Genomic DNA, 25,817 nt, shown 5'->3' with positions numbered 1-25,817 from the left:
CTCGCCCGCCGTCATGCGGCGCTGTACACGCCGCGCTCATCTCGCTTGACCTTGCCATCCACAACCATCTCGGCCAGATGCTGGGCGATCGTGCGCGTTTCGGCCGATACGGCCCAAGGGCTCTCATAGCCTTGCGGATACAGCACCCGCAGCTCGACCAGTTGCTCCAGCGTCTTCGGCGACGCCTTCAGATACGCCAGCAAACGCTGTTCGCGCGCATCCATCTTCGCCGTAAAGGCGGCGAGGTCGCGCAGGAAGTGCTCGCGGTCCGTATAGACGCCGCGATGGTGTGACGTCACCCAGATTTTCGCCGGAATCTCCGGCAGCCGCGCGAGACTGCGGCGAAAGTCGTGCAGGCTCGAACACGCATCGCCATAGTACGGCCCGAATCCGCTCAGATCGATGTCGCCGATGAATGCCACGCCTTCCGGTTCGACCACCAGAACACAGTGGCCGGCTGTGTGGCCGGGGGTATGGAACGCGCGAATCCGCGACTCGCCGAGGTCCCACGTCGCGCCGTCGGCATAGCCTCGCGCGTCCGGCCGCGGTGCATAAAAGAAGTCTCGCTCAAGCATCGCCCGCATCGCCGACGCGTCCCTCGTTGCATTGCCGTACGCGGCAAACATGCCGTCCCAACTGCGGATCGTGGCCAAATCCGCTTCGTGCACGTAGACCTCGGCGCGGGGAATGCGGTGCAAACCGGTCATATGGTCTTCGTGCACGTGGCCCATGACCACCAGTTCCGTCGCGTCGAATTCAGGTCCGATGTAGTTCGATACCAATGGTGTATCGAAGGCGGCGCGAATGTCCGATCCGCGTATCAGCACCTGATTGCCATCCGGGTATTTCCCGTTCTTCTCGCCAAACAGCACCGAAACGCGGCCAAAGTCGACGCGCGCGATCGGTACGTGAGCGGTCGTGTTGCCGGAAACAGGGTTCATGTCGATCGATTCCTTTGTTTGGGCGAGCGCCGCACGCCCGCCCCACCCGCCTTGCGGGCCCAATCCATCTGCTTGCCGGTGGCTAGATCGTCATACCGCCGTCGACCACGATGCACTCGCCGTTCGTGTAGCTCGACGCGTCCGATACGAGATACAGCACCGTGCCCGCCATCTCCTTCGGCTCGGCATGCCGGCGCAACGGAATGCCGCCGACAAGGCGCGCGACGATCCCTGCGTCTTCGAACAGGGCCCCAGCAAATTTCGTCTTCGTGAAGCCGGGCAGCAACGCATTCACGCGAATGCCGAACGGCCCGCACTCCTTCGCGAAGGCTTTCGTCATATTCACAACGGCCGCCTTCGTGATCGAGTAGATGCCCTGCCTGTCGCCCGGCTGCAGCGCGTTGACCGACGCGGTATTGACGATCGCGCCGCCGCCTTGCGCCCTCATCAGCTTGCCGGCCTCGATCGACATGAAGAAGTAGCCGCGAATGTTGACCTCGACCGTCTTGTTGAACGCGCCGATATCCGTCTCGAGAATGTGCCCGAAATACGGATTCGCTGCTGCATTGTTGACGAGAATATCGAGGCGGCCGTGCTTTGCACGGATCGTTTCGAAAGTCGCCGTAATGTCTTCCATCTTGCCGACATGGCACGCCAGCGCCTCCGCACTGCCCCCTGATTTCACGATCTCGTCGGCGACCGTCCTACAATCTTCGATCCTGCGGCTCGACACGATCACGTGTGCGCCCTGCGCCGCGAGCAATCGCGCAATCTCTTCGCCTATGCCGCGGCTCGCGCCGGTTACCAATGCAATCTTGCCCGTCAGGTTGAACAAATCCTGTGTCATCGACTTTGCCTTTGTAGTGTCATTACGGAAATACTTGGCGGCCATCGCAGGCGGCAGCGGCACGTGCCGCGCGATCCACCTTTTCGTCCAGCCGTCCCAGCATCGACATCGCGCCGTTGACGGCGCACCAGCGCAGCGGCTCCGGCAGCGTCGACGGGGTTCGATGGCGCAGGCCAGCCAGTAGCGCAGGCTCGCTGCCGCGAATATGCTCGGCCAGCAAGCGCCCCACGAGCGACTGCGCGCCCACGCCATGCCCTGAACAGCCTGCGGTATAGAACACGTTCTGCCGCTCGCCGGTTGTACCGACGACGGGCAAGGTGTCTCCCGCAACGCTGATATAGCCGCTCCAGCAAGCACGAATCGCGAGGTCATTGAGCGCCGGGAAGCGCTCGTGAAATGCCCGTACCAGTGCGAGATATGCCGCGTTGTCGGGAATATTCGGTGTGCGCGAGCCGAATGCATAGCGCACCCGCTTGGTCGTGATCACGAGCGTGTTGCGCGCCGTTAGACGATGACTCTCCATCTTGCGGTGCGCCGTCACGATGCCCTCGCGGTTCGGCCAATCCAGTTGCGCCAGTTGCTCCGGTGAGAGCGGCTCGGTCTCGATGGCCGAGACTCGCATCGGGACCACCTTGTTTTCAAGCAGGCCGAGCCGGGGCGTATAGGCATTGGTGGCGAGCACCATGAACGGCGCACGCGCGATGCCCCGTGGAGTTCGTGCCTCGACAGCGCGGCCCGCCGTCCACGACAGCAGCGCTGTGTTCTCGCAAAGCATCACTCCCGCTTCAAGCGCCGCACGGCGTAATCCCATGACATATTTGCCGGGATCCAGGGTGCCGCCGCGGTTGATGTAGCTGCCGAACAGAAACGCAGGCGGAATGCCTCGCGCGCGCATCGCCGCCCAATCGAGGAATTGCATTTTGATGCCGAATTCCGCGGCCGTGCGTATACTGTTTCGAATATTCGCCTCGTGCATGGGATGAATGCCCGCACGAATAATCCCCGATGCGATGTAGTCGCAGTCGATGCCATGCTCCTCGAGCATACTTTCGACGTGACTGACACCGGCTTCAAAGTAATCGACGATCTTCTGCGTTTGTTCGCGGCCAATGCGGTCGAGAAAGAGATCGAATTTCGCACCCGATCCACCGGCGAGGTAGCCCGCATTCCGCCCACTTGCGCCAAACCCCGCAAACTCGCGCTCGATCACGACGACCCTGGCACCCTGCTTCGCCAGCGCAATCGCCGCATTGAGCCCGGCAAATCCGGCGCCGACGACGATCACATCCGCACTGACCTCGCCCTCGAGTTCGCGCTGCAGGTCCAGCGGCTTTTCCACCCAGCCGCCAATCGTGCGGTATTTCCCAAGCGCTGCGTCCGTTTGCGCTCGCGAGGCGAATTCGCCACCGGGACCTTTGGTGACAGTGGGATTGTCCATTCCGGCATAGCCGGCATTCCCTTCTATAACCATGATAGATACGCTCGAGTGAAAAGAGTCTCAGTGCGCCCGCAGGACACCATCCTGCGAGAACAAGATTGGCGCTCCAAAAGCGCTCGGCAGGACCGCGGTCAACGTCGCCCGATCGGCGCGCTGCGAGACTTCAGGCGCCGAGCCGGCGGCACGCTGATTCAGAACTAATCCATCGAGTCCAACGCCCACCAGTCGATCGCCGACCGCGACAAGGTCGGTGATCGAACTCTTCGTTCCCGAACTCACGGGCGACCAGGTCGCCCCACCGTCACGGCTTTCGTACATGCTGCCGAGCAAGCCGCCAACGACGATCCGGCCGTCGGGCAGCGCAACGCCCGCCCACAACGAGCCCTTGCCGCCCGTCGCCAGGTAGGTCCAGTCCGCGCCGTCGTGAGTGGACTTCAGCACCGTCCCCTGTTCGGAGACCATATAGAGCGAGCCGTGATGGTCGGAAAAGATGTGGTAGAGATTGCGGTCCGCCTTGCCTCCGCCTGGCGGCTTCGGCAACGTCGCTTTGGCCCACGTCTTGCCGCCGTCGTGCGTCGTGAGCATCAGCGACCACAGGCCCACGGCAATCCCGTCCTGCGGGCTCGTGAAGACCACCGAAAAGAGCGGCTGGTCGACCGAGCTGTCCATGCGCTGCCGGCTCCACGTTTCGCCACCGTCGCTCGTCGCCAGAATCACGCCCCATTGACCGACGGCCCAGCCATGCTGCGCGTCGCTGAAGGTCACGGCGGACAGCGTTGCCGATACCGGCACCTGACGCGCCTGCCGATACGTGTTGCCATCGTCGTCCGAGAGCAGTACGAGCCCGTGCTCTCCCACTGCGACGATGCGCTTGCAGGCCCGCGTCGCGTCCAGCAGCATCCTGTGCGTCGGGTCGGTCCATGCATGGGCTGGCATCGCGCTCCATTCGTCCACCGTACCTGGCGCCTCTGCAAAGGCGGCCGCTGCTACGCAGAGCGCGGCGCTCGCAATCAGTGTCTTGATCATGACGGAGTCTCCATGATTGTCCGGCCATCAGTGGCTGAAGAGGCCCGGCGCACGCGCGGGCTTGCTGCGCGGAAACCAGCGTTCGAGCACCGACGCCAGTGCGGGCAACGCCGTCATCGCCATCAGCAGATTGACGAGGAACATGAACGCGAGCAGCTTGCCCATATCGGCCTGGAATTTCAGCGCGGAGAAGCTCCATGTCGCCACGCCGATCGCCAGCGTGATGGCGGTGAAGATCGTCGCCACGCCCACTTCCAGCATCGCATGCTGCACCGCCTTCACGATGTGCTGGCCGCTCGCGAGATGCACCTGCAAGCGGTTGTAGATGTAGAACGCGTAGTCGACACCGATGCCCACCGCCAGCACCATCACCGGCAGCGTGGCGACGGTGAGCCCGATCGGCAACGCCTTCATGAACCAGTAGCCGATGAAGGTCGCAACGGAAAGCGGCACGCAGCACGCCAGCATCGCGCGCCAATCGCGATACGCAAGGAACACGAGAATCAGGATCGCCGCGTAGACGTACAGCATCATGGGCAACTCGCTCTTCGCCACTTCGTCGTTCGTGGCCGCCAGCACACCCGCGTTGCCCGCGGCGAGACGCAAGGTGATGCCGGGGAACATGTGTGAAGCGCGGTATTGCTTCACGTCGTCGAGAATCCGGTTGATCGTCGTGGCCTTGTGATCGGCAAGAAACAGATGGACCGCTGTCATGCTGCAATCGCCCTTCATGAATCCCTTCACGCGTGCGACGTCGACCGATATCGCTCCATAGTTCTCCGGGTCGATCGGAATGACGTTCATCTTCGGATAGTCTTCGTTGTAGCCCTGGTTGTACGCGCGCAGCATCGAGGCATACGACTGCACCGACACCACACCGGGCTCCGTGCGCATCGCGGCGGCAAAGTCGTCCTCATACAACCCGACCGCCGGGTTGTCGCACGCCTTGCCGTTCGACTCGAGCGCGACCGTGAGCCAGTCCAGTCCCATGTCGTAGTTGTGCGTGATGGATGTCGCGTCTCGATTGAAGCGCGCATCCGCGCGCAGTTCCGGCGCGCCCGGTTGCAGCGTGCCTATCACGCGGTCACGGCTCTGCCAGGCGGCGAGCCCGAAAATCACCACTGTCAACGCGAGCGTGAACGCGGCGTACTTCGGCTCGGCAACGCGCGCCAGCACGCGCAACGGCTTCGCGCGCTGCTGGGCGCGCTTGAGCGAAGCGTCGGCGTAGGTCTTCGAGAAGTTGAAGCACGAAGCAGCGACCGGCAACAGGATCAGGTTCGTCACGATCTTGTATGCGACGCCGAGCGACGCCGTGATCGCCAGTTCACGCACCATCGGAATCGGAATCAGCAGCAGCGTGATGAACGATACAAAGGCCGTGATGAGCGCCAGCACACCCGGTATCAGCAGACCGCTGAAGCTTTGGCGCGCAGCGTCGAACGAGCTGCGGCCGTGCGCAATCTCGCGCACGATGAAGTTGACCTGCTGCACGCCGTGTGACACGCCGATCGCGAACACGAGGAACGGCACCAGTACCGCGAGCGGATCGAGACCGAAGCCCAGCAGCTTCAATGTGCCGAACTGCCAGACGAGCGAGGTCAGCGAGCAGGCAATCAGCAGTACCGTGAAGCGGACCGAATGGCAATACCAGTAGACCGCAAGCGCGGTCAACAGCAGCGCGATTGCACAGAAGCCAAGCACGGCCTTCGCGCCGTCTGCAATGTCGCCGATCTGCTTGGCGAAACCGATGATCTGCACTTCATAGCCTGCGTCCTCGAACGGCTTGCGAATCTTCGCTTCGAGCAGGTGATTGAACGTCACGTAATCGAGCACCTTCCCCGTGCGGTCGCGCTCGTTCAATTCGGCCGTGATCATCGCGCTGTCTTCGTTGTGCGAGACGAGTGTGCCGACATAACCGCCGAGCGTTGTCGCACGACGGATCTTCTTCACGATCTCCGGGGTCAGCAAGTCAGGCGTGACGTTGCCCGAGATAATCGGCTCCGCGCGGAACCCTTCGTCGGTAATCTCGTTCACATAGGCGTTGGGCGTCCACAGCGACTGCACGCCGATGCGGTCCACATTCGGCAAATACGTGACCGCCTGCGTCACCTCGTACAGCCGCATGAGCCCTTCCTTCGTCCAGATCGAGCCGTGGCGCGCGCGCACGACGACCGTGATCCGGTTTGCGCCGAGCAAGTCGTTGCGGTACTTCTGGAACGTCTGGATGTATTCGTGGCCGATCGGCATCTGCTTTTCGAAGCCGGCGTCCATGCGCAACTGCACGGCGAACACCGCCATCGCAATGGTGAACAGTCCGATCACGCCAAGCACGATCGCACGATGGGCGAAGAAAAGCCTTTCCAGACCGCGGACTAGACGATTTAACACGACGTTACCCCTTCAGGTATTTCGACGGCGCACGCCGTGCGCCGCCCTCCACCGGTTCACCGGTCAGAAGTTCCTGGTGACGAACATCCCGACGAAATTGCGGTCTGCGTAGGGGTTGCCTACGGTGTTGTGGCCGCCCCAGAACAGGGTGTAATTGATGCCCGCCTGCCAAACGGTGGGGTTCTGGTTGAACAGCACGTAGAGGTTCAGCGACTTCGCGCCCTGCAGGTAGTTCGCGCTCAGCGTGGGCGTGTAGCCATAAAGGCCGTCTGCAAAGGTGAGGCCAGGTGTGACCTGCCAACCGGGAATCACGCTGCCGTCATAGGTCCAGTTGAAATCGACCGTCGCGCCCACCGAGCTCGACGTGCCCTGCGCCATGGCTATCGGGTAGCCGAGGCTGGAGCCATTGTTCAACCACGTCATATTGCCCGCCTGCGGCACCTGCGTGACCTGCTGGCCGTTGATCGTGCGCGTGACGCCGCTCGAGCTCAGGCCCGGGTAATAGATCCACGTGAGTTCCCAGGTGAGGGTGGCCTCGTCCGCGCCGATCAGTTTCAGGAACGGATACGCGCTGCGCGTCAGCGCGAGGATGCCGTTGACGTCGTACTGAAGCTTCTTCATGTCGGCCCACTGCTGGCAGTTGACGCCCGACACGCCGTTGGTGTTCAGGTCGAGCGGACCGCCCGCACCGTAGCAACTCGACAGTGAGACGGCATCGTGGGGCCGATACGACAACTCCGTGCCGATCGCCCAGTCGCCGATCCCGAAGTTCGCGCTGGCGCCGAAGAGCTGCCGGTTCTGCAAATACGACCAGTCCAACGTGCCGTTGGCCAGCGACGACAGCACGGGCGACTTGTCGGTATAGTTTTCGTAATAGAAGGCGAAGTTCGCTTCGAACGACCGCGGCGCATAGTTGAACTTCAAACCGAATTGCGGATGGTACTTCGACGGCGCCTGCCAGTTCACAGGCAGGCCGATATCGTTAAAGGGCGGCCCGGCAAACTCACCGTTCACGAGCCCGGTGTTGATGCCGTTGAGCACGTTCTGGTTGCCGCTGTTCGGCCCCGCGATCGTGCCCGCGCTGGGACCGGCCACGTTGAAATTGTTCGTGCTTATCGTAGCCGGATCCGTCCCGCGCCCCAGCATGTTCGTGGTCGACCAGAACGAGCCGACCGGTGGGTAGCGGTTGCCGTTCCACTGGAACTGGTAGTAATCCTCAGTACTGAGTCCATGCCCCAGATCCGCGGCGAAGCTCAACATCGGTGCGGGCAGCAACGCCTGCTTAAGTTGCGAGCCCGGGATCAGCAGTTTCTGGATGTCGAGCGAGTTGGTGGCATTGATGCCGCCGCTGGCAAAAATGCTCTCCCCCCAGTTGATCACCTGGTTGCCCAGGCGCACGTGCGCGTTCTGCCCGTTGATCGTGAAATCCTTCTCGCCCCACAGATCGAGCAATTGCGCGTCGTAGACGACCTGCGCCGACGCCGTGCTCGACAGCGGCGTTCTGTTCGTGTCGCCGGCGAGGAAGTCGTACATGCCCGTGCCGCGAACCATGAACTTCAGCCCTTCGCTCGGCATCGTCAGCAGCAATTCGCTGGTCGCGCTCACGTACGTGCTGAACGGCTGTCCCTTGCGGTAGTTCAGATCGCCGTCGTCGCCGAATCCCCATTGATTGGTGTTGGCGGCGGCTCCACAGCCGAATGCATTCGGATCGCCGGTCAGCGAGCAACTCGGGCTCTTGGTCCGAATCCCCGCGCCCGCCGTGAGGTTGCTCACCCACGATCCCGTAAGGTCGTTGAAGCCCGTCGTGAAATCGTAGCCGTAGGCATTGGACGTTGCTGCCGCCAGAACGGCGATCGAAATTGCAGAGTATCTAAATTTAATGATCTTTCTCATCGTGTCTCCTCCTGCCTGCGCTCAATGCGGGGCGCGTCACCGCCGCGCGCCCGCCCCTCCGTGGACATCCATCCGATAGCCCTTCTTCTGCTTGACCCGTTGAACCTGACGTTAGCCGCGACGAGCAGACGCTCTCAGGGGCGTCAACTTCCGGTTCAGCGGCCGCCCGAACCCACTACCGCCACCGCGCGGATTTCGATGCGGAATTCGGCGCGTGCGAGTTCCGTCACGCCTACCGCCGTCCATGCCGGATAGTCGCTCGGGAAATACTCGTCCTTCACCGCCACGAAGGCCTGAATCTCCTGGCGCATCTGCGTATGAAACGTGTTCAGTTCAACGACATCCGCGAGCGTTGCCCCGGCTTGCTCAAGCACGCACTTCAGCGCGTCGAAAGCAAACCGCGCTTGCTCCGTCATGTCGATTCCCACTCTTCCTTCGCTGTCCGTGCCGACCTGCCCCGAGACCCAAACGATGTCACCCACCCGGACTGCGGGCGAATAATGAAAATTCTCGTAACGCGTGCGGAACGCAGACGGAACGATCGATTGCCGTTGTTGATTCGATTTCATGTGATAGGTCGCCTTATTCAAACGATTGACGGAAACCCTGGTGGCCCACTGGTTCGCCACACAGCGAATCTTCCCGCACCTACTTATTTAGATATCCGAATAAATATTGACACAACCCCTGCCTGCGCCATCACGCGGTTCGCCCGTAGTTCCGCTTGCGCTAGCGGCCGCGCCGAGAGACGCGGAACGTGCCACCCAGAATCCAGCCGCAAGGCAAAAACCCAACTGGCTCCGTCGCAGCGCTTCTGTCTGGCTTCCTGGCGGCGCCATGGACAACCGCGAACGCAGCCGACACCGTGGTGTGAACGCAATATCTCACAAACAATTAATTTACACAATGATCGTTATCACAATGCCTGTTTCTGTAAACATTGACGGGAAATCTGGCCACCGGAGCGTCAGTACGGCACGCCTGCGAGCGCCCCCGTTCGTCACCCTCCTACGGATTCTCTGACTGCATGTAGCACGATGGGTGACCAGGAATCCGGCGCTCACGGTGTTCGAGTTTCCCCTTCCCCCGGACTTTCCCCTAGCCCCGGGGTTCCGGCTTGTTATTCAGGCGTTTGTGCACCTGGATACCGGGCCGCTTTTCATTCCACCCTATTTATCGAAACAATTATTATGAAAACACTTGTTGTGCAAATAAAGCTTGTCGTCTACAGTAATTGCAGGCGGGAAGTTGCGCTTTCACCCCCAACGCACAAGGAGACTCGCAATGCCCATCAGTCAGTCCCAACGAGACGCGCTCTACCACGACGGTGCCGTGCTCATCGAAAATTGTCTGAACGAATCGCATTTGAGCGAGTGCTATGACGCGCTCAAGTGGGCCGTCGCCAACCCGAGCCCGTCAGTGTTTCGCGGCCTCGACGGCACGGCGCTGCAAACGCACATCGACAACTGCAACCTGCTCGCGAAAGACAAGCTGGACGATCTGATGATGCGGCTTCCGTTCGGCAAGCTGTTCCAGGAGCTCTGGGGCTCTGAGCATGTCTGGTATTACGCGGAGGAGATCTTCATCAAGGAGGGAGGAAAGAGCGGCCGCGGGCCCTGGCACCAGGACACGGCGAACCTGCCGTGGGCCGGCGAGCATTGGGGTAATGCATGGATCACGTTCCAGCCCATTCCGAAGCAGAACTCGCTGGAGATCATTCGCGGTTCGCACCATGGCATCCAGTACGACGGAGCCAGCTTCATGAGCGCAGACGACCCGACCGATCCGCTCTACGGAGACGGCACGTATCCGCGTCTGCCGCATATCGATCGCGACCTCGCGGAAAACCCCGCTTCGTGGGACGTCCTCTCCTGGGCGATCACCCCCGGCGACGTCGTTGTGCTTCACCCGCATTCGCTTCACGGCGGGGCGCCGGTCGACGCCAACTGCCCGACCCGCCATACGCTGGTTGTGCGCTTCTTCGGAGACGACGCCCAGTTCCGCACGCTGCCTGAGTCCCACCCCCGCTACGCGCGCAATGGCCCGTTCTTCAAGGAGGAAATGGCGAAGCTCAATCCTGGCGATCCGTTCCGCTCCCCCGTGTTCCGCCAACTTGTCTGAGCACGGCGCGTAATGCCTCGCACCGGGACGGCGGTCCGCGGCTTGCCTTCTGAAAGGACGAAGTGCGGACCTTTTCACGTTACGAATCGCCTTCACATCCTTCTGCATTACAATGCGGTTGAATGAGGTGCCGTACGGCATCCCTGGCAGCTCAAACCACTCGACTTCCTTTCTATGGCGCGAACCTCCACTTCCCAACCTCGGCAAGACCGCAAGGCTGCCGCCGGCCAGGCACCCGTTGTGGCACGCAGAGGCAGACCGGTCGGCGATCACAAGATCAAGCGCGACAACCTGCTCGCCGCCGCGGCTGCCGTGATCGCGCGCGAAGGTTACGCGGGGACCTCGTTACGCAAGATCGCGGTCGAGGCGGGTTGCACGACGGGTGCCTTGAGCTACTACTTCGAAGACAAGGACGAGATCGTGAAGGCGCTGGTCGAGAGTTCGTTCGATTTGTTCGACACGATCCTCGAGCCGTCCGACACGCCGCTCGACGTCAGAACCACGCTCGAGCGCTGGATGAGCTGGCAAACCACGAAGGCCCTCGATCCCCGGATCGTGCAGTTTCAACTGTTGGGACAGGCTAAATACGAGCCCGTTGTCGCGGCCGTCATTCAGCGACGCTATACGCAGTATCGCCTCAAGCTGGCGGAGCTCGTCGCCAACGACCAGAAACTCGGACTCATCCGTAGTGACATCCCTGCTGAGCTGCTCGCCGATCAGCTATGTGCGCTCGGAGACGGCTGGTCTGTCATGTTTCCGGTCGAACCGGAGCGATTCAAGCCGCGCCGGCTCAAGGCGCTGGTGGATGCATTCTTCACGTTGCTGAGCCCGCCTCAGGCAAAAGCAGAATCCGAAGCGAACGAGCCGGCACGCACGGCACGTCGCACGAAATAGCCTGATCCATGAAAACCGTCGGCCGCGCCATGCGACCGACGCGTCCGCCGCACTCGCGGCAACTTCCTCCCCGAAACCTCGTGTCCGCGTTCGAGCGGCACGCTGATGCGCAAGTCACCTCGGGCAATCTGACGATGTTCCCAACAGCTTGACAAGTTGATCGCGCAACCATCTACTTCCCTGATCTTGATCGTCGCTACGGTGCCAATAACACTGCCACGAGAGGCTCGGGATCGGGAAAGGCAGTGCCAGGATACGTGCGTCGTAACCCTGCAGCAGCCACTCGGGCGCCGTCAATGCCACATCGGCTTGCAACGCGATCAAGGGCGCAACCATATAGTGTTGGACACGCATCCGGATGTGTCTTCGGTATCCCAGGCGATTGAGTTCCGTGTCTACGAGGCCAGGCCCTTTTGGACGGCTCGATACATGAATGTGATCGAGCGCCAGATAGTCGTCGAGCGTCAGCGCATTCCCCTTGAACGGGTGATCGTGACGCAACATGCAAGCATAGTCGCCACTTGCAAACGGTAGTCGATTCAACTGTGGATCATCGATCAGCGGCACATCGATCGCGAGATTGATCTTTCCGGTCGCCAGAGCCGCCGGTACGTCTTCGCGCGGCGTGAAATAGCTCTCGATACGCACGCGTGGCGCATGACGCTGAAGTATTTCTCCAAGCGATGGCAACAATATGGCCTCGGCCAGGTCAGTCATGCTCAGGCGGAAGATGCGCTCGGACTCTGCCGGAACAAATATCTCTGCTTCCTGTGCGCTGGAGGCAAGCAGCCGCAGCGCTTCGCCCACTCGGCCAGCGATGTTTTGGGCTACCGGGGTCGGCACCATCCCCGACGCCGTGCTCACAAACAGTGGGTCGTCGAATATCGAGCGCATGCGCGCCAGAGCATTGCTGACAGCGGGCTGTGTCACACACAGAATCTCCGCGGCGCGCGTCAAATTACGCTGGCCGTAGACCGCGTCGAACACCGTGAACAGGTTCAGGTCCATTCTGGATGAACGCACTATCGAGCCTCCCTATCGCTGCTCCACGCGGGGCGAATGACTTTCCCGCAGCGCACGAAAATGCGTCGCTAGCTCTCGTCCGCCGCGAACCGGGCCGCCGCAAAATCCATGAGCCGGGCATCCCGCCAATCACGTCGTTTTGCCAATTCACTTGCAGGCAAGCGCTCGCGCCGATCCCGTTCGACTTGAGCGACGAGATCCACATCCCAGGGGCCTTCATCAATTCGCGACTGGGCAATCTTGTAGTAGAGCGGCCCCAGACGATGCGCGTAATCCGCGATGCCGCCGGCTGCATTGAGATCGATTGTCTCGAACGGCCCCATAAACGACCAACGCCATCCCAAACCGTCCCGGACAGTCTTGTCGATGTCTTCGCAACTCGCGATGCCGTCTCGATGCAGCGCCCATGCCTCGCGAAGCAAGGCTGCCTGCAGGCGATTGAGCACAAACCCGTCGACTTCCTTTTTCACTCGAACAACGCTTTGCCCGATGTTAGTCATGAGTTGCTCGGCGAATGCAACCGTGTCGGGAGATGTTTGCGCTGATGGCACCAACTCGACCACCGGAACCAGGTACGGAGGATTGACGGGATGCGCGATCAATACCCGCGGGGAGATGGTCAAATCAAGCGCGAAATCCGACGCTGGAATACCCGAACTGGAACTGCCAATGACGACGCTTTCGTCGGCGATAGCGTCGAGCGCTTCCATCAACCGGCGTTTAACTTCCAGTTTCTCGAACACGGACTCTTGAACATAAGCCGCACCGGCTACTGCTTCCTCCAGAGAGGAGGTCAGCGACAGGCGCCCCGCTATCTTGTCAGGTGGCTCCTTGAGCAAGCCGCGCTCATACAGCGCCTGTAATTGCTTTCTCGCCCACGGTATAGCGCTTTCGCAGACATGCCTATCGTCGTCAAACAGCCGTACGGCAAAGCCTGCCCGCGCAAAAACAATTGCCCAGCCGGCACCCACCAGGCCGGCACCCACAATACCCACCGGCCGTTCGAAAGGGGTTTCGATTTTCATAGGTCACTTCCTGCTGGCGCCTAAGCGGCGGTCCAGCCTCCATCCAGCATCAAGGCGCTTCCCGTCATCAACGAGGAAGCATCGCTTGCGAGAAACACGACAGGGCCCATCACTTCTTCGACATGTCCGATGCGTTCCAATGCGATTTTCGACGTGACCCATTCGCGAAACCCCGGGTTTTCGAACATCGTTTGAGTCAACGCCGTTTCGATAAAGGTCGGGCAGAGTGTATTGACGCGTATGCCGTGAGCACCAAGTTCCCAGGCCAGCGCTTTGGTCATTCCTTCTATCGCGTGCTTGGAGGCACAGTAGACGGTGCGGCACGGACTCCCCACGTGTCCCATTTGCGATGAAACGTTGATGAATGACCCACCTTGCCCTGATTCGATCAGCCCGCGGGCGACCGCCCGGCTGACATAGAACGCAGACTTGACGTTGAGTGCCATCATGGCATCGAGATCTTCATCCTCGAGCTCCAGCAAAGGCATCGGCCGATTCATCCCGGCGCTATTCACGAGAATATTGAACGGCCCTTTCGCCACCACGAATTCACTCACCCGGCCTGAATCGGTCACATCGAGGACGGCATAGTTGCTGACGCCACCTAATGCTTCGATAGAGGTGCACGCCGACCGCAGTTCCGTTTCGGACCGGGCTACCAGGGTGACATGCGCGCCCGATTGCGCCAATGCTGCCGCAGCGGCCAGTCCAATCCCTCTCCCTGCCCCGGTAATCAAGGCCGTTTTGCCGTCGAGCCGAAATCCCGGCATTTTTGGAATCATGCCAACCCCGCCAGGTAGAGTGCGTCTAGTCGACCAATAACGCCAGCGCTGCACGGAGAGGCTCCGGCAATGCGGCCGGACGCCGTGTATCCCGATCGACATACACGTGCACGAAATGGCCCTGTGCGGCCGGTGTTTCAGCGCCCGCAGCAAACAAGCCGATTTCGTAGCGTACGCTCGACGATCCAAGCTTCGCTACGCGCAAGCCGGCATCAACCTGCTGTGGAAAGGCGAGCGGCGCGAAATAATCGCACTGCGTCTGAACTACCAGGCCAATGGTCTGGCTGCGTTCGGCGTCGAGTACGCCCCTGTCTATCAGATACCCGTTGACCACCGTGTCGAAGTAACTGTAGTAGACGACGTTGTTCACGTGCCCATACACGTCGTTGTCCATCCACCTCGTCGGAATCGGCAGGAAGTGTGGGTAGGCATTGCGCTTACGCGCTTGTGGTTTATCCGCCATGGCTTTTACCCGGCATCACTCGGCGATGCCCGCATAGGGCACGTCTTTCCGGCCATAACGGCGTACACGAAGATTCGCTTGCTCGCCGTGCCCCGCAAAACCTTCGAGTGCACACAGACGTGACGTATAGGCGCCAATCAGCGACGACGCCTCATCAGTCAATACTTTCTGGTACGTACACGTCTTGAGAAACTTTCCGACCCAAAGACCTCCGGTATAGCGTGCAGATTTCTTTGTGGGGAGCGTATGGTTAGTGCCGATAGCTTTATCGCCGAATGCCACGTTGGTGCGCGGACCCAGAAACAACGCGCCGTAGTTCGTCATGTTCTTCAGGAAGAAATCCGGATCCCTCGTCATGATCTGAACATGCTCCGAAGCAATCTGATCCGCAATCCGCACCATTTCCTCTTCGCTGTCCGCCACGATGACTTCGCCAAATCGCTCCCACGACTGTCGAGCAATTGCGGCTGTCGGCAAGATCTGCAGCAGGCGCTCGACCTCGGCGATCGTTTCACGTGCCAGTTTTTCGGATGTCGTTAACAGAATGGCCGGCGAATCTGGACCGTGCTCCGCCTGCCCCAACAGATCAGTCGCGCACATTTCGCCATCCACGCTTTCGTCGGCTATGACGAGCGTTTCGGTCGGGCCCGCGAAAAGATCGATACCGACCCTACCGAAAAGTTGCCGCTTGGCTTCTGCGACGAACGCATTTCCAGGGCCAACCAGCATGTCCACGGGCGCGATGCGTTCCGTGCCAATCGCCATGGCCCCAACTGCCTGGATACCACCGAGACAATAGATTTCGCTGGCGCCAGCCATGTGCTGTGCGGCCACGATAGCCGGGGCCGGCTTGCCTTCGAATGGCGGTGCGCACGTCACGATGCGCTTCACGCCCGCCACCCGCGCAGTAATCACAGACATGTGCGCTGAAGCCAGCAGCGGATATTTTCCGCCGGGTACATAGCAGCCCGCGGCATTGACGGGAATATTTTTATGACCGAGCACGACACCCGGCAACGTTTCCACTTCAACATCGCGCAGCGCTTCTCGCTGATGCTTCGCGAAATTCTCGACCTGAGCTTGCGCAAATTTGATGTCTTCGATGTCGCGAGATGACAGCTGCGCAAGGCAAGCTTCGATTTCCTGATCAGAAAGGCGGTAGTCCGCACGGTCCAGCTTGTCAAAGCGAATCGATAGCTCGCGCACCGCTGCATCGCCACGTGCCTCAATGTCGGCCAGCGTTGCCTCGACCGTTTCGCGCACCTCTTTGGCCGCAGATTTAATGACGTCCGCTTCCACACTTTGTTTGAGCCAATTGGCCATTTACATCTCCAGATACGTTGTCGATATCCATGCGAATGCAATTCAATTTGCATACCCATGCATATCGCGAGAATGTGCTTGTTGATCGCGACTTCGGTACGCTGAACGCGGGGTTTAGAGCCGACGCATGCTAGTCGGCATACCCAGGATTTCGCCGATCCAATCGACGCAACAGTCCAGGCCATGCGAGCGCACCTGCCGTGACGCCCCGGGTAACTGTCGCAATCTGCTCTTTTATGCCATCGAGGATCGGCTGCGCAATGCGCGTCAGCTCCCCGCCACCGGCCTGTGCGCGCACTTGAATCATGCAAGCCGCCTCAAAGAAGTACATGGCGACAAAGGCATCCGCGGCGGTTGCCCCCACCGTCAGCAATCCATGGTTGCGCAACATGAGAAAGGTATGCATGCCAAGATCTCGCACCAGCCGAGGCCTCTCGTCATCGTTCAGCGCAATGCCCTCGTAGTCGTGATAGCCGAGCGAGGCCAGTACTCCCAGCGATTGCTGAGAAAGCGGCAGCAACCCGTCTTTCTGCGCCGATACCGCCACGCCGTTGACGGAATGTGTATGCATGACGCACAGCGCGTCTTCGCGCGCCGCATGCACGGCGCTATGAATCGTGAACCCCGCGGGATTGATGTCGTAGGGCGAGTCCATGACCTTCCGGCCGTCCAGATCGACTTTCACCAACGAAGACGCTGTGATTTCGTCGAACATCATGCCGTAAGGGTTGATCAAAAATTGATGTTCAGGGCCGGGCACTCGAGCCGAGATATGGGTGAACACCAGGTCATCCCAACCAAACAGCGCGGTCAACCGGTAAGCGGCCGCGAGATTCACGCGCGCCTCCCATTCTTCGGCCGACACGATATTACGCACGCTCGTACTGGATGCAGCCATATCACCATCCCTTCCTGGATGTTGGAACAAGAAGCTTTGTTTCGGTGGTGGATCACCCGGCATCGCGTAACTCGCGACGCAGAATCTTGCCCACGGTCGACTTGGGCAGCGCTTCAACGAGTCGAACAATCTTCGGCACTTTGTAGGCCGCCATCTCAGTTCGGCAGTGAGCAATCAGCGCTTCCTCGCTCAGCCTGACCCCGGGCGCCGCGACGACGAAGATCTTGACCGCTTCGCCGGTTTTATCGTCTGGAACACCTACGCATGCGCATTCGATCACCCCAGGGAACGCCGTTACGACCGCTTCGACGTCGTTCGGATACACATTGAATCCCGAAACGAGCACCATGTCCTTCTTGCGATCGACGATCTTCAGAAAGCCGTTATCGTCGAATATGCCAATGTCGCCCGTACGAAAGTAGCCATCCGCGGTGAATGCCTTCTCCGTAGCCTCCGGATTCCGCCAATATCCCCGGGTCACTTGAGGCCCTTTGACGCAAATCTCGCCGGGCTTGCCGATATCTACGATTTTGTCTTCATCATCCAGAAGCTTGATATCCGTAGAAGGCACCGGCAACCCCGTAGTTCCGGTAAACCTGTCGACGAACATCGGATTGGTCGATACAACGGGTGAAGTTTCCGACAAACCATAGCCCTCCCGAATGATGGTTCCGGTCACGGCTTCCCAGCGTTGTGAAACTGCCTCGATAACGGCGGCCCCACCACCGCACACCAGGCGCAACCGCGTCCAGTCAACCTCGGCGGCGCGAGGATGGGCGGCCAGAGCGGCGTAGAGCGTGTTTACCCCGGTCAACACGGTTGGGCGTGCCGCCTTTAGCGTCTCAATGAAGGCGTCCATGTCTCTGGGATTGGCGATCAGCCAGTTCTGAGCTCCGATCAGAAAATGGCCGAAGAAATTCACCGCCAAGGCAAAGATATGGTAAAGCGGGATCGCCGTGACGATCACTTCCTGCCCCGGGCGGCGAGCTTCGGCAAAAAAAGCGCCCGTTTGCTCAATATTGGCGATGATGTTGCGATGCGTAAGCTGTGCGCCTTTCGATAAGCCAGTCGTGCCGCCCGTGTATTGCAGAAACAGCAAATCGTCCCCCGAAATAGCCGGAGACTCATAGGTCAATGCATATCCCTGCTCGATCGCTTCGTTCACGGTCGTCGCGCTAAGCAGTGACCGATCAACTTCGGGGCCAGGAACCGCCGTGCCGCTGCCGTCCCCGAGGCCCGCTGTAATGACCGTTTTGACTTCCGTTTGATCGACGATTTGCGCCAGGGTCGGCGTCGCCCCCGCGTATGCGATGATGATTCCTGCGCCGGCATCATTGAGCTGATGCGCCAACTCGCGCGGCGTATACAGCGGATTGACGTTGACTTGTACGGCGCCGATTCGCGCAATTGCGATACAGATGATCGGGAACGCAAAGATGTTCGGCAGCATGACCGCAATACGATCGCCCTTTCGTACACCCAGCTTCTTCTGCAGATATCCAGCGAGAGCGCGGCTTCGTGCGTCTACCTCCGCGTACGTCAGCGTTTGACCGAACGCGTGAAATGCGGGTAGCTCCGCATACTCGAGCATCGCCCGGTCCAGTTCCACAGTCAGGGACGGATACCTGTCCGCATCGATTTCGTGCGAGACCGCGCCGTACGATTTAAGCCACGGTTTCATGTTCATATTGAATTTCCTGTGTCCCCTCCGCGTCCTATCCGGACCGGCGGTTCAACAACGGGTAATCTGCGAGCGGTATTCATAGCAGCCATCGCAGACAGCCGCCGAATGTCCAAAACGCGCCGTCTCTTTACGATGCGTTAAAACCATTCGTCACGCATTTCAAGTGACGTTGTATCAAGCGACGCGAGAAGTTCGAATTGAGGCCCAGTCTTCGGCAACTCCCAGACGAAGAAATATCGGGTTGCCGCGAGCTTGCCCTCGTAAAAATCGGTATCCACCGTATTCCCTTGCTTGAGCGCCGTGTGAGCAGCAAGCGCCTGCTCCAGCCAGATCCACGCTAATACGGTATGGCCAAACGCCTCGAGATACACCGTCGCATTAGCTAGCGTCACGCATGTATCGCCCGCCGACCAAAGATGTTGTGTGACATCAGTCAACCGCTGCATGGTCTCCCGAAGGGTGGTGCCTTGTTGATGCAAAGAGACATCGCCGGCGTCTAGCGCACGGCTAACGCTGATTTGGACGCGCTCATTGAGAATGCGCAACGCTTGACCGTTTTGCACCACCACTTTACGGCCCAGCAGATCGAGCCCCTGGATGCCGTGCGTACCCTCGTGAATCGGATTGAGCCGGTTGTCACGATAAAACTGCTCGACATTGTATTCACGCGTATAGCCGTAGCCACCATGCACCTGAATCGCAAGATCATTGGCAGCAAGACACCATTGCGACGGCCAGCTTTTTGCAATCGGCGTGAGTAGGTCAAGCAACAACGCCAACGCTTCGCGATGCGAGCTATCAACGCTGGCATGGACTTCGTCGACCAGCTTCGAACAGTAGAGATTGAGTGCGAGCGCCCCCTCCACGTAGCTTTTCTGCGCGAGCAGCATGCGACGAATATCGGCGTGCTCCATCAAGCGGACTTGCGGCGCTGACGGATTTTTTCCGGCGGCGCCGACCGGGCGCCCTTGCGGCCGATTGCGTGCGTAGTCAAGCGCATGCAGGTAACCCGTGTAGCCCAGCATCGTGGCGCCGAGCCCCACTCCGATGCGCGCCTCGTTCATCATATGAAACATATAGGCGAGTCCGCGATTGGGCTCGCCCACGAGATAACCGATGGCTCCCGCCCGGCCACCCGGGGCATATTTTGTCCCCTCGCCGAAATTCAACAGGCAGTTCGTCGTGCCCCGGAATCCCATCTTGTGGTTGAGCCCGGCCAACGCCACATCATTGTGCTCGCCGAGTGCGCCATCGACATTGACCAGATACTTCGGCACGATGAACAGCGAAATACCCTTCACGCCCGGAATCAGCTTTCCGTCTGCATCCGGAATCTTGGCGAGCACGAGATGGACGATATTGTCGGACAGCTCGTGCTCGCCGCCGGAAATCCACATTTTGTTGCCGCGCAATCTATATTGCTTTCCGAGCGGCGATTCGCATTCGTAGTCGGCACGTGTGGAAATGTCCGATAGGGACGATCCCGCCTGCGGTTCCGATAGGCACATCGTGCCGAAAAATCGACCCTCGAGCTCAGGGCGGACAAACGTATCAATCTGTGCGGCCGAGCCGTGAGCCACCAGCAGATTTGCGTTACCGACGGTCAGAAACGGGTATGCGCTCGTCCCCACGTTCGCACCCTGAAACCACGCGAAGCATGCATTCTTGACTACGGCCGGAAACTGCATGCCACCCAGCTCGTAGTCATGTTCGGCAGCCATCAATCCAGCATCGCAAAACGCATTCAGCGCAACTTTCACTTCTGGGATCAGGGTCACCGTTTCGCCATCGAAGCGTGGCTCGTTCTGGTCACCTTTTTTGTTGTGCGGCGCGAAGAGATTGGTCGCCATCTTCTCGCTGATATCAAGCGCCGCGTCGAACGTCTCGCGCGAATGCTCGACGTATCGCGGGATATCCGTCAACTGCTCGATGTTCAACCATTCGTAGAGAAGGAAGGCCAAGTCACGACGCGAAAGAATCAACGACATAAAAAGTACCTCTAATTAATATCTGCATATGAGACTCTGTAGATATGCCCAACTCGGGTACAAAGTCTTTAAACTCGGATCACGCCCTGCCAGCAACCAGCTTATAATAACACATGTTATCTTAAATGTGTTGGCATTCCGGAGGCCACTCTGGGCGCACCCGGCGCACGCCGGCGGCTCTAAGTGCATTAGTCGACCGTACGTATCTGGTTTTCCAATGGCATCCAAAGTTTCGACTAGCGGAAGAAGTCGACAACTTCAATCTGCAGCAACTGCGCCGAAACGCTACTCATCGCCGATGTTGGCGGCACGCACCTTCCGGTTGACCCTCTCGTCGATTCTGTCCATGATCGACATGACCCCATTGATCCCGCACCAACGCAGGGGTTCCGGTGCGGTTCCAGGGACTTTATGATGCAAACCGGCCAGCAATGGCGGCTCGACGCCGCCAAGGCGTTCGGCAAGCAAGCGACCGATCAGTGATTGAGCACCAACGCCGTGGCCAGAACACCCGGCTGTATAGAAAATGTTTTCCTCTTCGCCGGCTGCACCCACCACCGGCAACGAATCACTGGCGAAACTGATGTACCCGCTCCAGCATGCGCGGATGGCGAGGTTCTTTAGTTGCGGAAAACGGTCACCTAACGCCGTGATCAACGCGCGATATGCAGCCGTGTCGGGGACATTTGGCGTACGCGAGCCGAATGGATAGCGAACGCGCTTGGTCGTGATCACGAGCGAATTGCGCGCCGTCAGCCGATGACTTTCCATCGTCTCGTGCACGGTCACGATACCCTCTCGCTTCCACCAACCCAGTTCAGCCAGTTGATTCGGAGAAAGCGGCGCCGTTTCGATCGCGGAGACTCGCAGCGGTATCACCTTGTCGGCCAGCAAGCCGAGTTGAGGCGTGTACGCGTTGCTGGCGAGTATCATATGCGGTGCGCTCGCGGTACCTCGCCTGGTACGCACTTTGACGACCGGCCCCATCTCCCAGGACGACACTTCCGTGTTTTCATAGAGCTTAACCCCCGCCTGAAGCGCTGCCCGGCGCAGCCCCATCACGTATTTTCCGGGGTCGAGCGTGCCGCCACAATTCACGTAGCTGCCGAACAGAAACGCAGGCGGAATGCCGCGCTCGCGCATTTTGGCCTGGTCGAGAAACTCCGACGCCACTCCGAACTGTGAAGCCTTGCGAATGTTCTCGAGTACTTTCTTTTCCTGCGAGGCGTGAACACCTGCGCTTATCAATCCCGACGCGTTGTAATCGCAATCGATTTCGTATTGACGAAAATTGCTTTCAGCGTGTCGAACGCCTTCATTGAAGTAGTCGACGATCTTTTGCGTCTGTTCATGCCCGATGCGCTTGAGAAAGAGATCGAACTTGACACCCGACCCGCCCGCGAGATAGCCGGCGTTGCGCCCACTCGCGCCGAAACCCGCGAATTCTCTTTCGAGCACGACGACCTTGACGCCGCGTTTGACGAGTTCGAGCGCGGCATTCAAACCAGCAAAACCCGCGCCGACGATAACGACATCGGCACTCACGTCCCCCGTCAACTCAGCTTGCATATCAGTCGGGCGCTCTACCCAGCCACCGATCGTGCGGTATGTCTCCAGAGCGGCCGCTATCTGGACCTCCCTATTCCATTTTTCCATGTTCAATTCCATTGAGTGGGGTTCGGGTGAGGCATCGCCTCACTGGGCCGGGAGCACACCTTCCTGCGCAAAGAACGCCGGTTTGCTGTCTGCGCGAGGCAGCACCGCCGTCAAGGTCGCGCGGTCAGGACGCTGCGTCACCTCCACCGGCGCCCCATCCGCCGACTGCTTCAGCACCAGGCCATCCAGCCCCACTCCCAGCAATCCGCCTCCCGGCGCCTCCACCAGATCCGTCACTGAACTCTTGGTCCCCGACGTCACCGCCGACCACGTCGCCCCGCCGTCCCTGGTCTCGAACAGGCTCCCCAGCAACCCGCCCACCACGATCCGTCCGTCCGGCAGCGCCACTCCCGTCCACAACGTCCCCTTGCCGCCCGTCGACTCATACGTCCAGTTGGTCCCGCCATCGCTCGACTTCAGCACCAGCCCCTGCTCCGAGTCGATGTAGAGCCCGCCCGAGCGGTCCGCAAAAACGTGATACAGGTTCCGGTCCGCCCGCTTGGCCCCCGGCGGAATCGGCAACTGCGTCTTGACCCACGTCCGGCCGCCATCATGCGTTTGCAGCAGCAGCGACCACAGTCCCACCGCAATACCGTCCCGGGTGTTCGTAAAATGCACGGAGAACAGAGGCTGATCCACCGTCACGTCCATCCGTTGCTTGCTCCACGTCTCCCCTGCGTCGGCCGTCGCCAGAATCACGCCCCACTGGCCCACCGCCCAGCCGTGCTGCGCATCCACGAACGTCACCGCCGACAGCGTCGCCGAAACCGGCACCTGCCGTGCCTGCCGCCACGTCTGCCCGTTGTCGTCGGACAGCACGATCACGCCATGCTCCCCCACCGCCACCATCCGGCTGCCGGCGCGCGCCGCGTCCATCAGCATCATCCGCGTCGGCGCCGCCCACGCATGCGCCGGCCTGGCCGTCCAATCCGCCACCGTGCCCGGCGATTGCGCCCACACGGTCGCGCTCACGCACAGCGCGACGCATCCTATCCATACGCACTTGATCTTCATGTCTGCCACACCTTCAATGACTGAACAGCCCCGGCACACGCGCCGGCTTGCGCCGCGGGAACCACCGGTTCAGCGCCGAGGCAAGCGCCGGCAGTGCCGTCATCGCCATCAGCAGGTTCACCAGGAACATGAAGGCCAGCAACTTGCCCATGTCCGCCTGGAATTTCAGCGCCGAGAAGCTCCACGTCGCCACCCCGATTGCCAGCGTGATCGCCGTAAAGATCGTCGCCACGCCCACCTCCAGCATCGCGTGCTCCACCGCCTTCACGATATCCTGACCGCCCGCCAGATGGACCTGCAGACGGTTGTAGATGTAGAACGCGTAATCCACACCGATTCCCACTGCCAGCACCATCACCGGCAATGTCGCCACGGTCAGACCGATCTGCAACTCCTTCATGAACCAGTACCCGATGAAGGTCGCCACCGTCAGTGGCGCGCAGCACGCCACCATCGCCCGCCAGTCCCGGTATGCGAGGAACACGAGGATCAGAATCGCCGCGTAGACGTACAGCATCATCGGCAGCTCACTGCTCGCCACCTCCTCGTTGGTGGCCGCGATCACCCCGGCATTGCCCGCCGCAAGCCGGATCGTCACGCCCGGAAACGAATGCGCCGCCCGGTATTGCTTCACATCGTCCAGAATCCGGTTGATCGTCGTCGCCTTGTGATCCGTGAGGAACAGGTGCACCGCGCTCATGCTGCAGTCGGCCCGCATATACCCCTTCACGCGGCCGACATCGACCGAGACCGAACCGTAGTTACCCGCATCGAGCGGCACCACGTTCATCTTCGGGTAGTCCTCGTTGTACCCCTGGTTGTACGCGCGCAGCATCGTCGAGTACGACTGCACCGAGATCACCCCCGGCTCGGTACGCATGGCGCTCGCGAAGTCGTCCTCGTACAGCCCAACCGCTGGGTTGTCACACGCGTTGCCCTGCGATTCGAACACGACGCTCAGCCAGTCCAGGCCCACGTCGTAGTTGCTCGCGATCGCGGTCGCATCCTGATTGAAGCGTGCGTCCGCGCGCAGTTCCGGCGCACCCGGCTGCAGTGTGCCGATCACGCGGTCGCGGCTTTGCCAGGCGGCCAGCGCGAACACCACCACCGTCAAGGCGAGCGTGAGCGCCGCGTACTTCGGCTCGGCCACCCGCGCCAGCACACGCAGCGCACCAGCGCGCCGCTTGCCGCGCGCCAGCGCCTGCTCCGCGTAGCGCTTCGAGAAGTGGAAGCACGACGCCGCAACCGGCAGCAGAATCAGGTTCGTGATGATCTTGTAGGCCACCCCCAGCGCTGCCGTGATCGCCAGCTCGCGCACCATCGGGATCGGGATCAGCAGCAACGTGATGAACGAGACGAAGGCCGTCACCAGTGCCAGCACGCCCGGAATCAGCAGACCACTGAAGCTGCGCCGCGCGGCGTCGTATGAGCTATGGCCATGCGCGATCTCGCGCACAATGAAGTTGACCTGCTGTACCCCGTGAGACACGCCGATCGCAAAGACCAGGAACGGCACCAGCACCCCCAGCGGATCCAGACCGAAGCCGAGCAGCTGGAGCGAGCCGAACTGCCACACGAGCGAGGTCAGCGAGCAGCAGATCAGCAGCACCGTGAAGCGAATCGAATGGCAGTACCAGTAGACCGCCAGCGCCGTCAGCAGCAACGCAATGCCGCAGAAGCTCAGGACCGCGCGCGCCCCGTCGGCGATGTCGCCGATCTGCTTGGCGAAGCCGATGATCTGGATCTGGTAGTGGGCGTCCTCATAGGGCTTGCGGATCTTCGATTCGAGCAGACGGTTGAAGGCGATATAGTCGAGCACCTTTCCCGACGCATCGCGTTCGTTGAGCTCGGCCGTGATCATCGCGCTGTCCCCGTCATGCGAGACGAGCGTACCGATGTAACCGCCCAGGGTCGTCGAGCGCCGGATCTGCGCCACCACCCCCGGCGTCAGTTGATCCGGCGTGATCGTGCCCGAGATGATCGGCTCCGCGCGAAACCCCTCATCCGTGATCTCGTTGACGAACGCGTTCGGCGTCCACAGCGAGCGCACGCCCAGCCGGTCGACGTTCGGCAGATACGTGACCGCCTGCGTCACCGCGTACAGCCTCGTCAGGCCTTCCTTGCTCCAGATCGAGCCGTTGCGCGAGCGCACCACGACCGTGATGCGGTTCGCCCCAAATAGATCGTCCTTGTACTTCTGGAACGTCTGGATGTACTCATGGCCGATCGGCATCTGCTTCTCGAAGCCGGCATCCATGCGCAGCTGCACGGCAAATACCGCCATGACCGCCGTAAACAGCCCAATCGCCATCAGGACCACTAAGCGATTCCTGAAGAAGACATTCTCCAGACCGCGAACGAGTCGATTCAACACAATACCGCCCCTTCAATGTATTCGACTGTGCATACTGTG

20 protein-coding genes are annotated in these 25,817 nt (G+C 60.4%); 2 read left to right on the top strand and 18 right to left on the bottom strand.

Annotated elements, in window-relative coordinates:
* Positions 1–11: 11 nt before the first annotated feature.
* From E1956_RS43040 to E1956_RS43010, 7 genes are all read right to left on the bottom strand, one after another.
* Complete coding sequence (locus tag E1956_RS43040) at positions 12–941, bottom strand: MBL fold metallo-hydrolase (RefSeq protein WP_134759929.1); 930 nt, start codon at positions 939–941, stop codon at positions 12–14.
* An 82-nt stretch (positions 942–1,023) separates the two neighbouring features.
* The gene (locus E1956_RS43035) at positions 1,024–1,788 is read right to left on the bottom strand and encodes an SDR family oxidoreductase (protein WP_134759927.1); all 765 of its coding nucleotides are present in this window, start codon (positions 1,786–1,788) and stop codon (positions 1,024–1,026) included.
* A gap of 22 nt (positions 1,789–1,810) precedes the next feature.
* Positions 1,811–3,226 (bottom strand): NAD(P)/FAD-dependent oxidoreductase, encoded by a 1,416-nt coding sequence (locus E1956_RS43030; protein ID WP_197733034.1) that lies wholly within the window; start codon positions 3,224–3,226, stop codon positions 1,811–1,813.
* A gap of 60 nt (positions 3,227–3,286) precedes the next feature.
* Complete coding sequence (locus E1956_RS43025) at positions 3,287–4,252, bottom strand: WD40/YVTN/BNR-like repeat-containing protein (protein WP_134759923.1); 966 nt, start codon at positions 4,250–4,252, stop codon at positions 3,287–3,289.
* A gap of 27 nt (positions 4,253–4,279) precedes the next feature.
* Positions 4,280–6,640, bottom strand: coding sequence for an efflux RND transporter permease subunit (locus tag E1956_RS43020; protein ID WP_134759921.1), 2,361 nt, complete (start codon positions 6,638–6,640; stop codon positions 4,280–4,282).
* A gap of 63 nt (positions 6,641–6,703) precedes the next feature.
* On the bottom strand, positions 6,704–8,533 hold the full coding sequence (locus E1956_RS43015; RefSeq protein WP_134759919.1) for a DUF1302 domain-containing protein: 1,830 nt from the start codon (positions 8,531–8,533) through the stop codon (positions 6,704–6,706).
* A 155-nt stretch (positions 8,534–8,688) separates the two neighbouring features.
* Positions 8,689–9,102, bottom strand: a complete 414-nt coding sequence (locus E1956_RS43010) for a RidA family protein (RefSeq protein WP_134760830.1) — start codon at positions 9,100–9,102, stop codon at positions 8,689–8,691.
* Positions 9,103–9,817: 715 nt separating this feature from the next.
* On the opposite strand from E1956_RS43010, the gene E1956_RS43005 reads away from it, so the two are divergent.
* Positions 9,818–10,654, top strand: a complete 837-nt coding sequence (locus E1956_RS43005; protein WP_134759917.1) for a phytanoyl-CoA dioxygenase family protein — start codon at positions 9,818–9,820, stop codon at positions 10,652–10,654.
* Positions 10,655–10,828: 174 nt separating this feature from the next.
* A complete protein-coding gene (locus tag E1956_RS43000; protein WP_134759915.1) occupies positions 10,829–11,548 on the top strand; it encodes a TetR/AcrR family transcriptional regulator in 720 nt (239 codons plus the stop codon).
* Between the two features lie 114 nt (positions 11,549–11,662).
* On the opposite strand, the gene E1956_RS42995 is transcribed toward E1956_RS43000, so the two are convergent.
* From E1956_RS42995 to E1956_RS42945, 11 genes are all read right to left on the bottom strand, one after another.
* The gene (locus tag E1956_RS42995; RefSeq protein WP_134759913.1) at positions 11,663–12,571 is read right to left on the bottom strand and encodes a LysR family transcriptional regulator; all 909 of its coding nucleotides are present in this window, start codon (positions 12,569–12,571) and stop codon (positions 11,663–11,665) included.
* 68 nt (positions 12,572–12,639) lie between these two features.
* Positions 12,640–13,596 (bottom strand): 3-hydroxyacyl-CoA dehydrogenase, encoded by a 957-nt coding sequence (locus tag E1956_RS42990; protein ID WP_134759911.1) that lies wholly within the window; start codon positions 13,594–13,596, stop codon positions 12,640–12,642.
* Between the two features lie 20 nt (positions 13,597–13,616).
* Positions 13,617–14,378: an SDR family NAD(P)-dependent oxidoreductase gene (locus E1956_RS42985; RefSeq protein WP_134759909.1), complete on the bottom strand. Its 762-nt coding sequence runs from the start codon at positions 14,376–14,378 to the stop codon at positions 13,617–13,619.
* Positions 14,379–14,403: 25 nt separating this feature from the next.
* Positions 14,404–14,841, bottom strand: a complete 438-nt coding sequence (locus E1956_RS42980; RefSeq protein ID WP_134759907.1) for an acyl-CoA thioesterase — start codon at positions 14,839–14,841, stop codon at positions 14,404–14,406.
* Between the two features lie 15 nt (positions 14,842–14,856).
* On the bottom strand, positions 14,857–16,164 hold the full coding sequence (hisD, locus tag E1956_RS42975; RefSeq protein WP_134759905.1) for a histidinol dehydrogenase: 1,308 nt from the start codon (positions 16,162–16,164) through the stop codon (positions 14,857–14,859).
* 130 nt (positions 16,165–16,294) lie between these two features.
* Positions 16,295–17,062, bottom strand: coding sequence for a class II aldolase/adducin family protein (locus tag E1956_RS42970; RefSeq protein WP_134759903.1), 768 nt, complete (start codon positions 17,060–17,062; stop codon positions 16,295–16,297).
* 52 nt (positions 17,063–17,114) lie between these two features.
* Positions 17,115–18,749 (bottom strand): AMP-binding protein, encoded by a 1,635-nt coding sequence (locus E1956_RS42965; RefSeq protein ID WP_134759901.1) that lies wholly within the window; start codon positions 18,747–18,749, stop codon positions 17,115–17,117.
* Between the two features lie 134 nt (positions 18,750–18,883).
* Positions 18,884–20,734, bottom strand: coding sequence for an acyl-CoA dehydrogenase (locus E1956_RS42960; RefSeq protein WP_134759899.1), 1,851 nt, complete (start codon positions 20,732–20,734; stop codon positions 18,884–18,886).
* A 285-nt stretch (positions 20,735–21,019) separates the two neighbouring features.
* On the bottom strand, positions 21,020–22,390 hold the full coding sequence (locus tag E1956_RS42955) for an NAD(P)/FAD-dependent oxidoreductase (protein ID WP_134759897.1): 1,371 nt from the start codon (positions 22,388–22,390) through the stop codon (positions 21,020–21,022).
* Between the two features lie 39 nt (positions 22,391–22,429).
* Positions 22,430–23,404 (bottom strand): WD40/YVTN/BNR-like repeat-containing protein, encoded by a 975-nt coding sequence (locus E1956_RS42950; protein ID WP_134759895.1) that lies wholly within the window; start codon positions 23,402–23,404, stop codon positions 22,430–22,432.
* Between the two features lie 13 nt (positions 23,405–23,417).
* Entirely contained in the window at positions 23,418–25,778 is a 2,361-nt protein-coding gene (locus tag E1956_RS42945; protein WP_134759894.1) for an efflux RND transporter permease subunit, read from the bottom strand.
* Positions 25,779–25,817: the final 39 nt, after the last annotated feature.

It is taken from the genome of Paraburkholderia pallida, from assembly GCF_004524855.1.
GTDB classification, from domain to species: Bacteria; Pseudomonadota; Gammaproteobacteria; order Burkholderiales; family Burkholderiaceae; genus Paraburkholderia; species Paraburkholderia oxyphila.
Note: the sequence above shows the minus strand (reverse complement) of the source record. Positions and strands in the feature narration are given on the sequence as shown.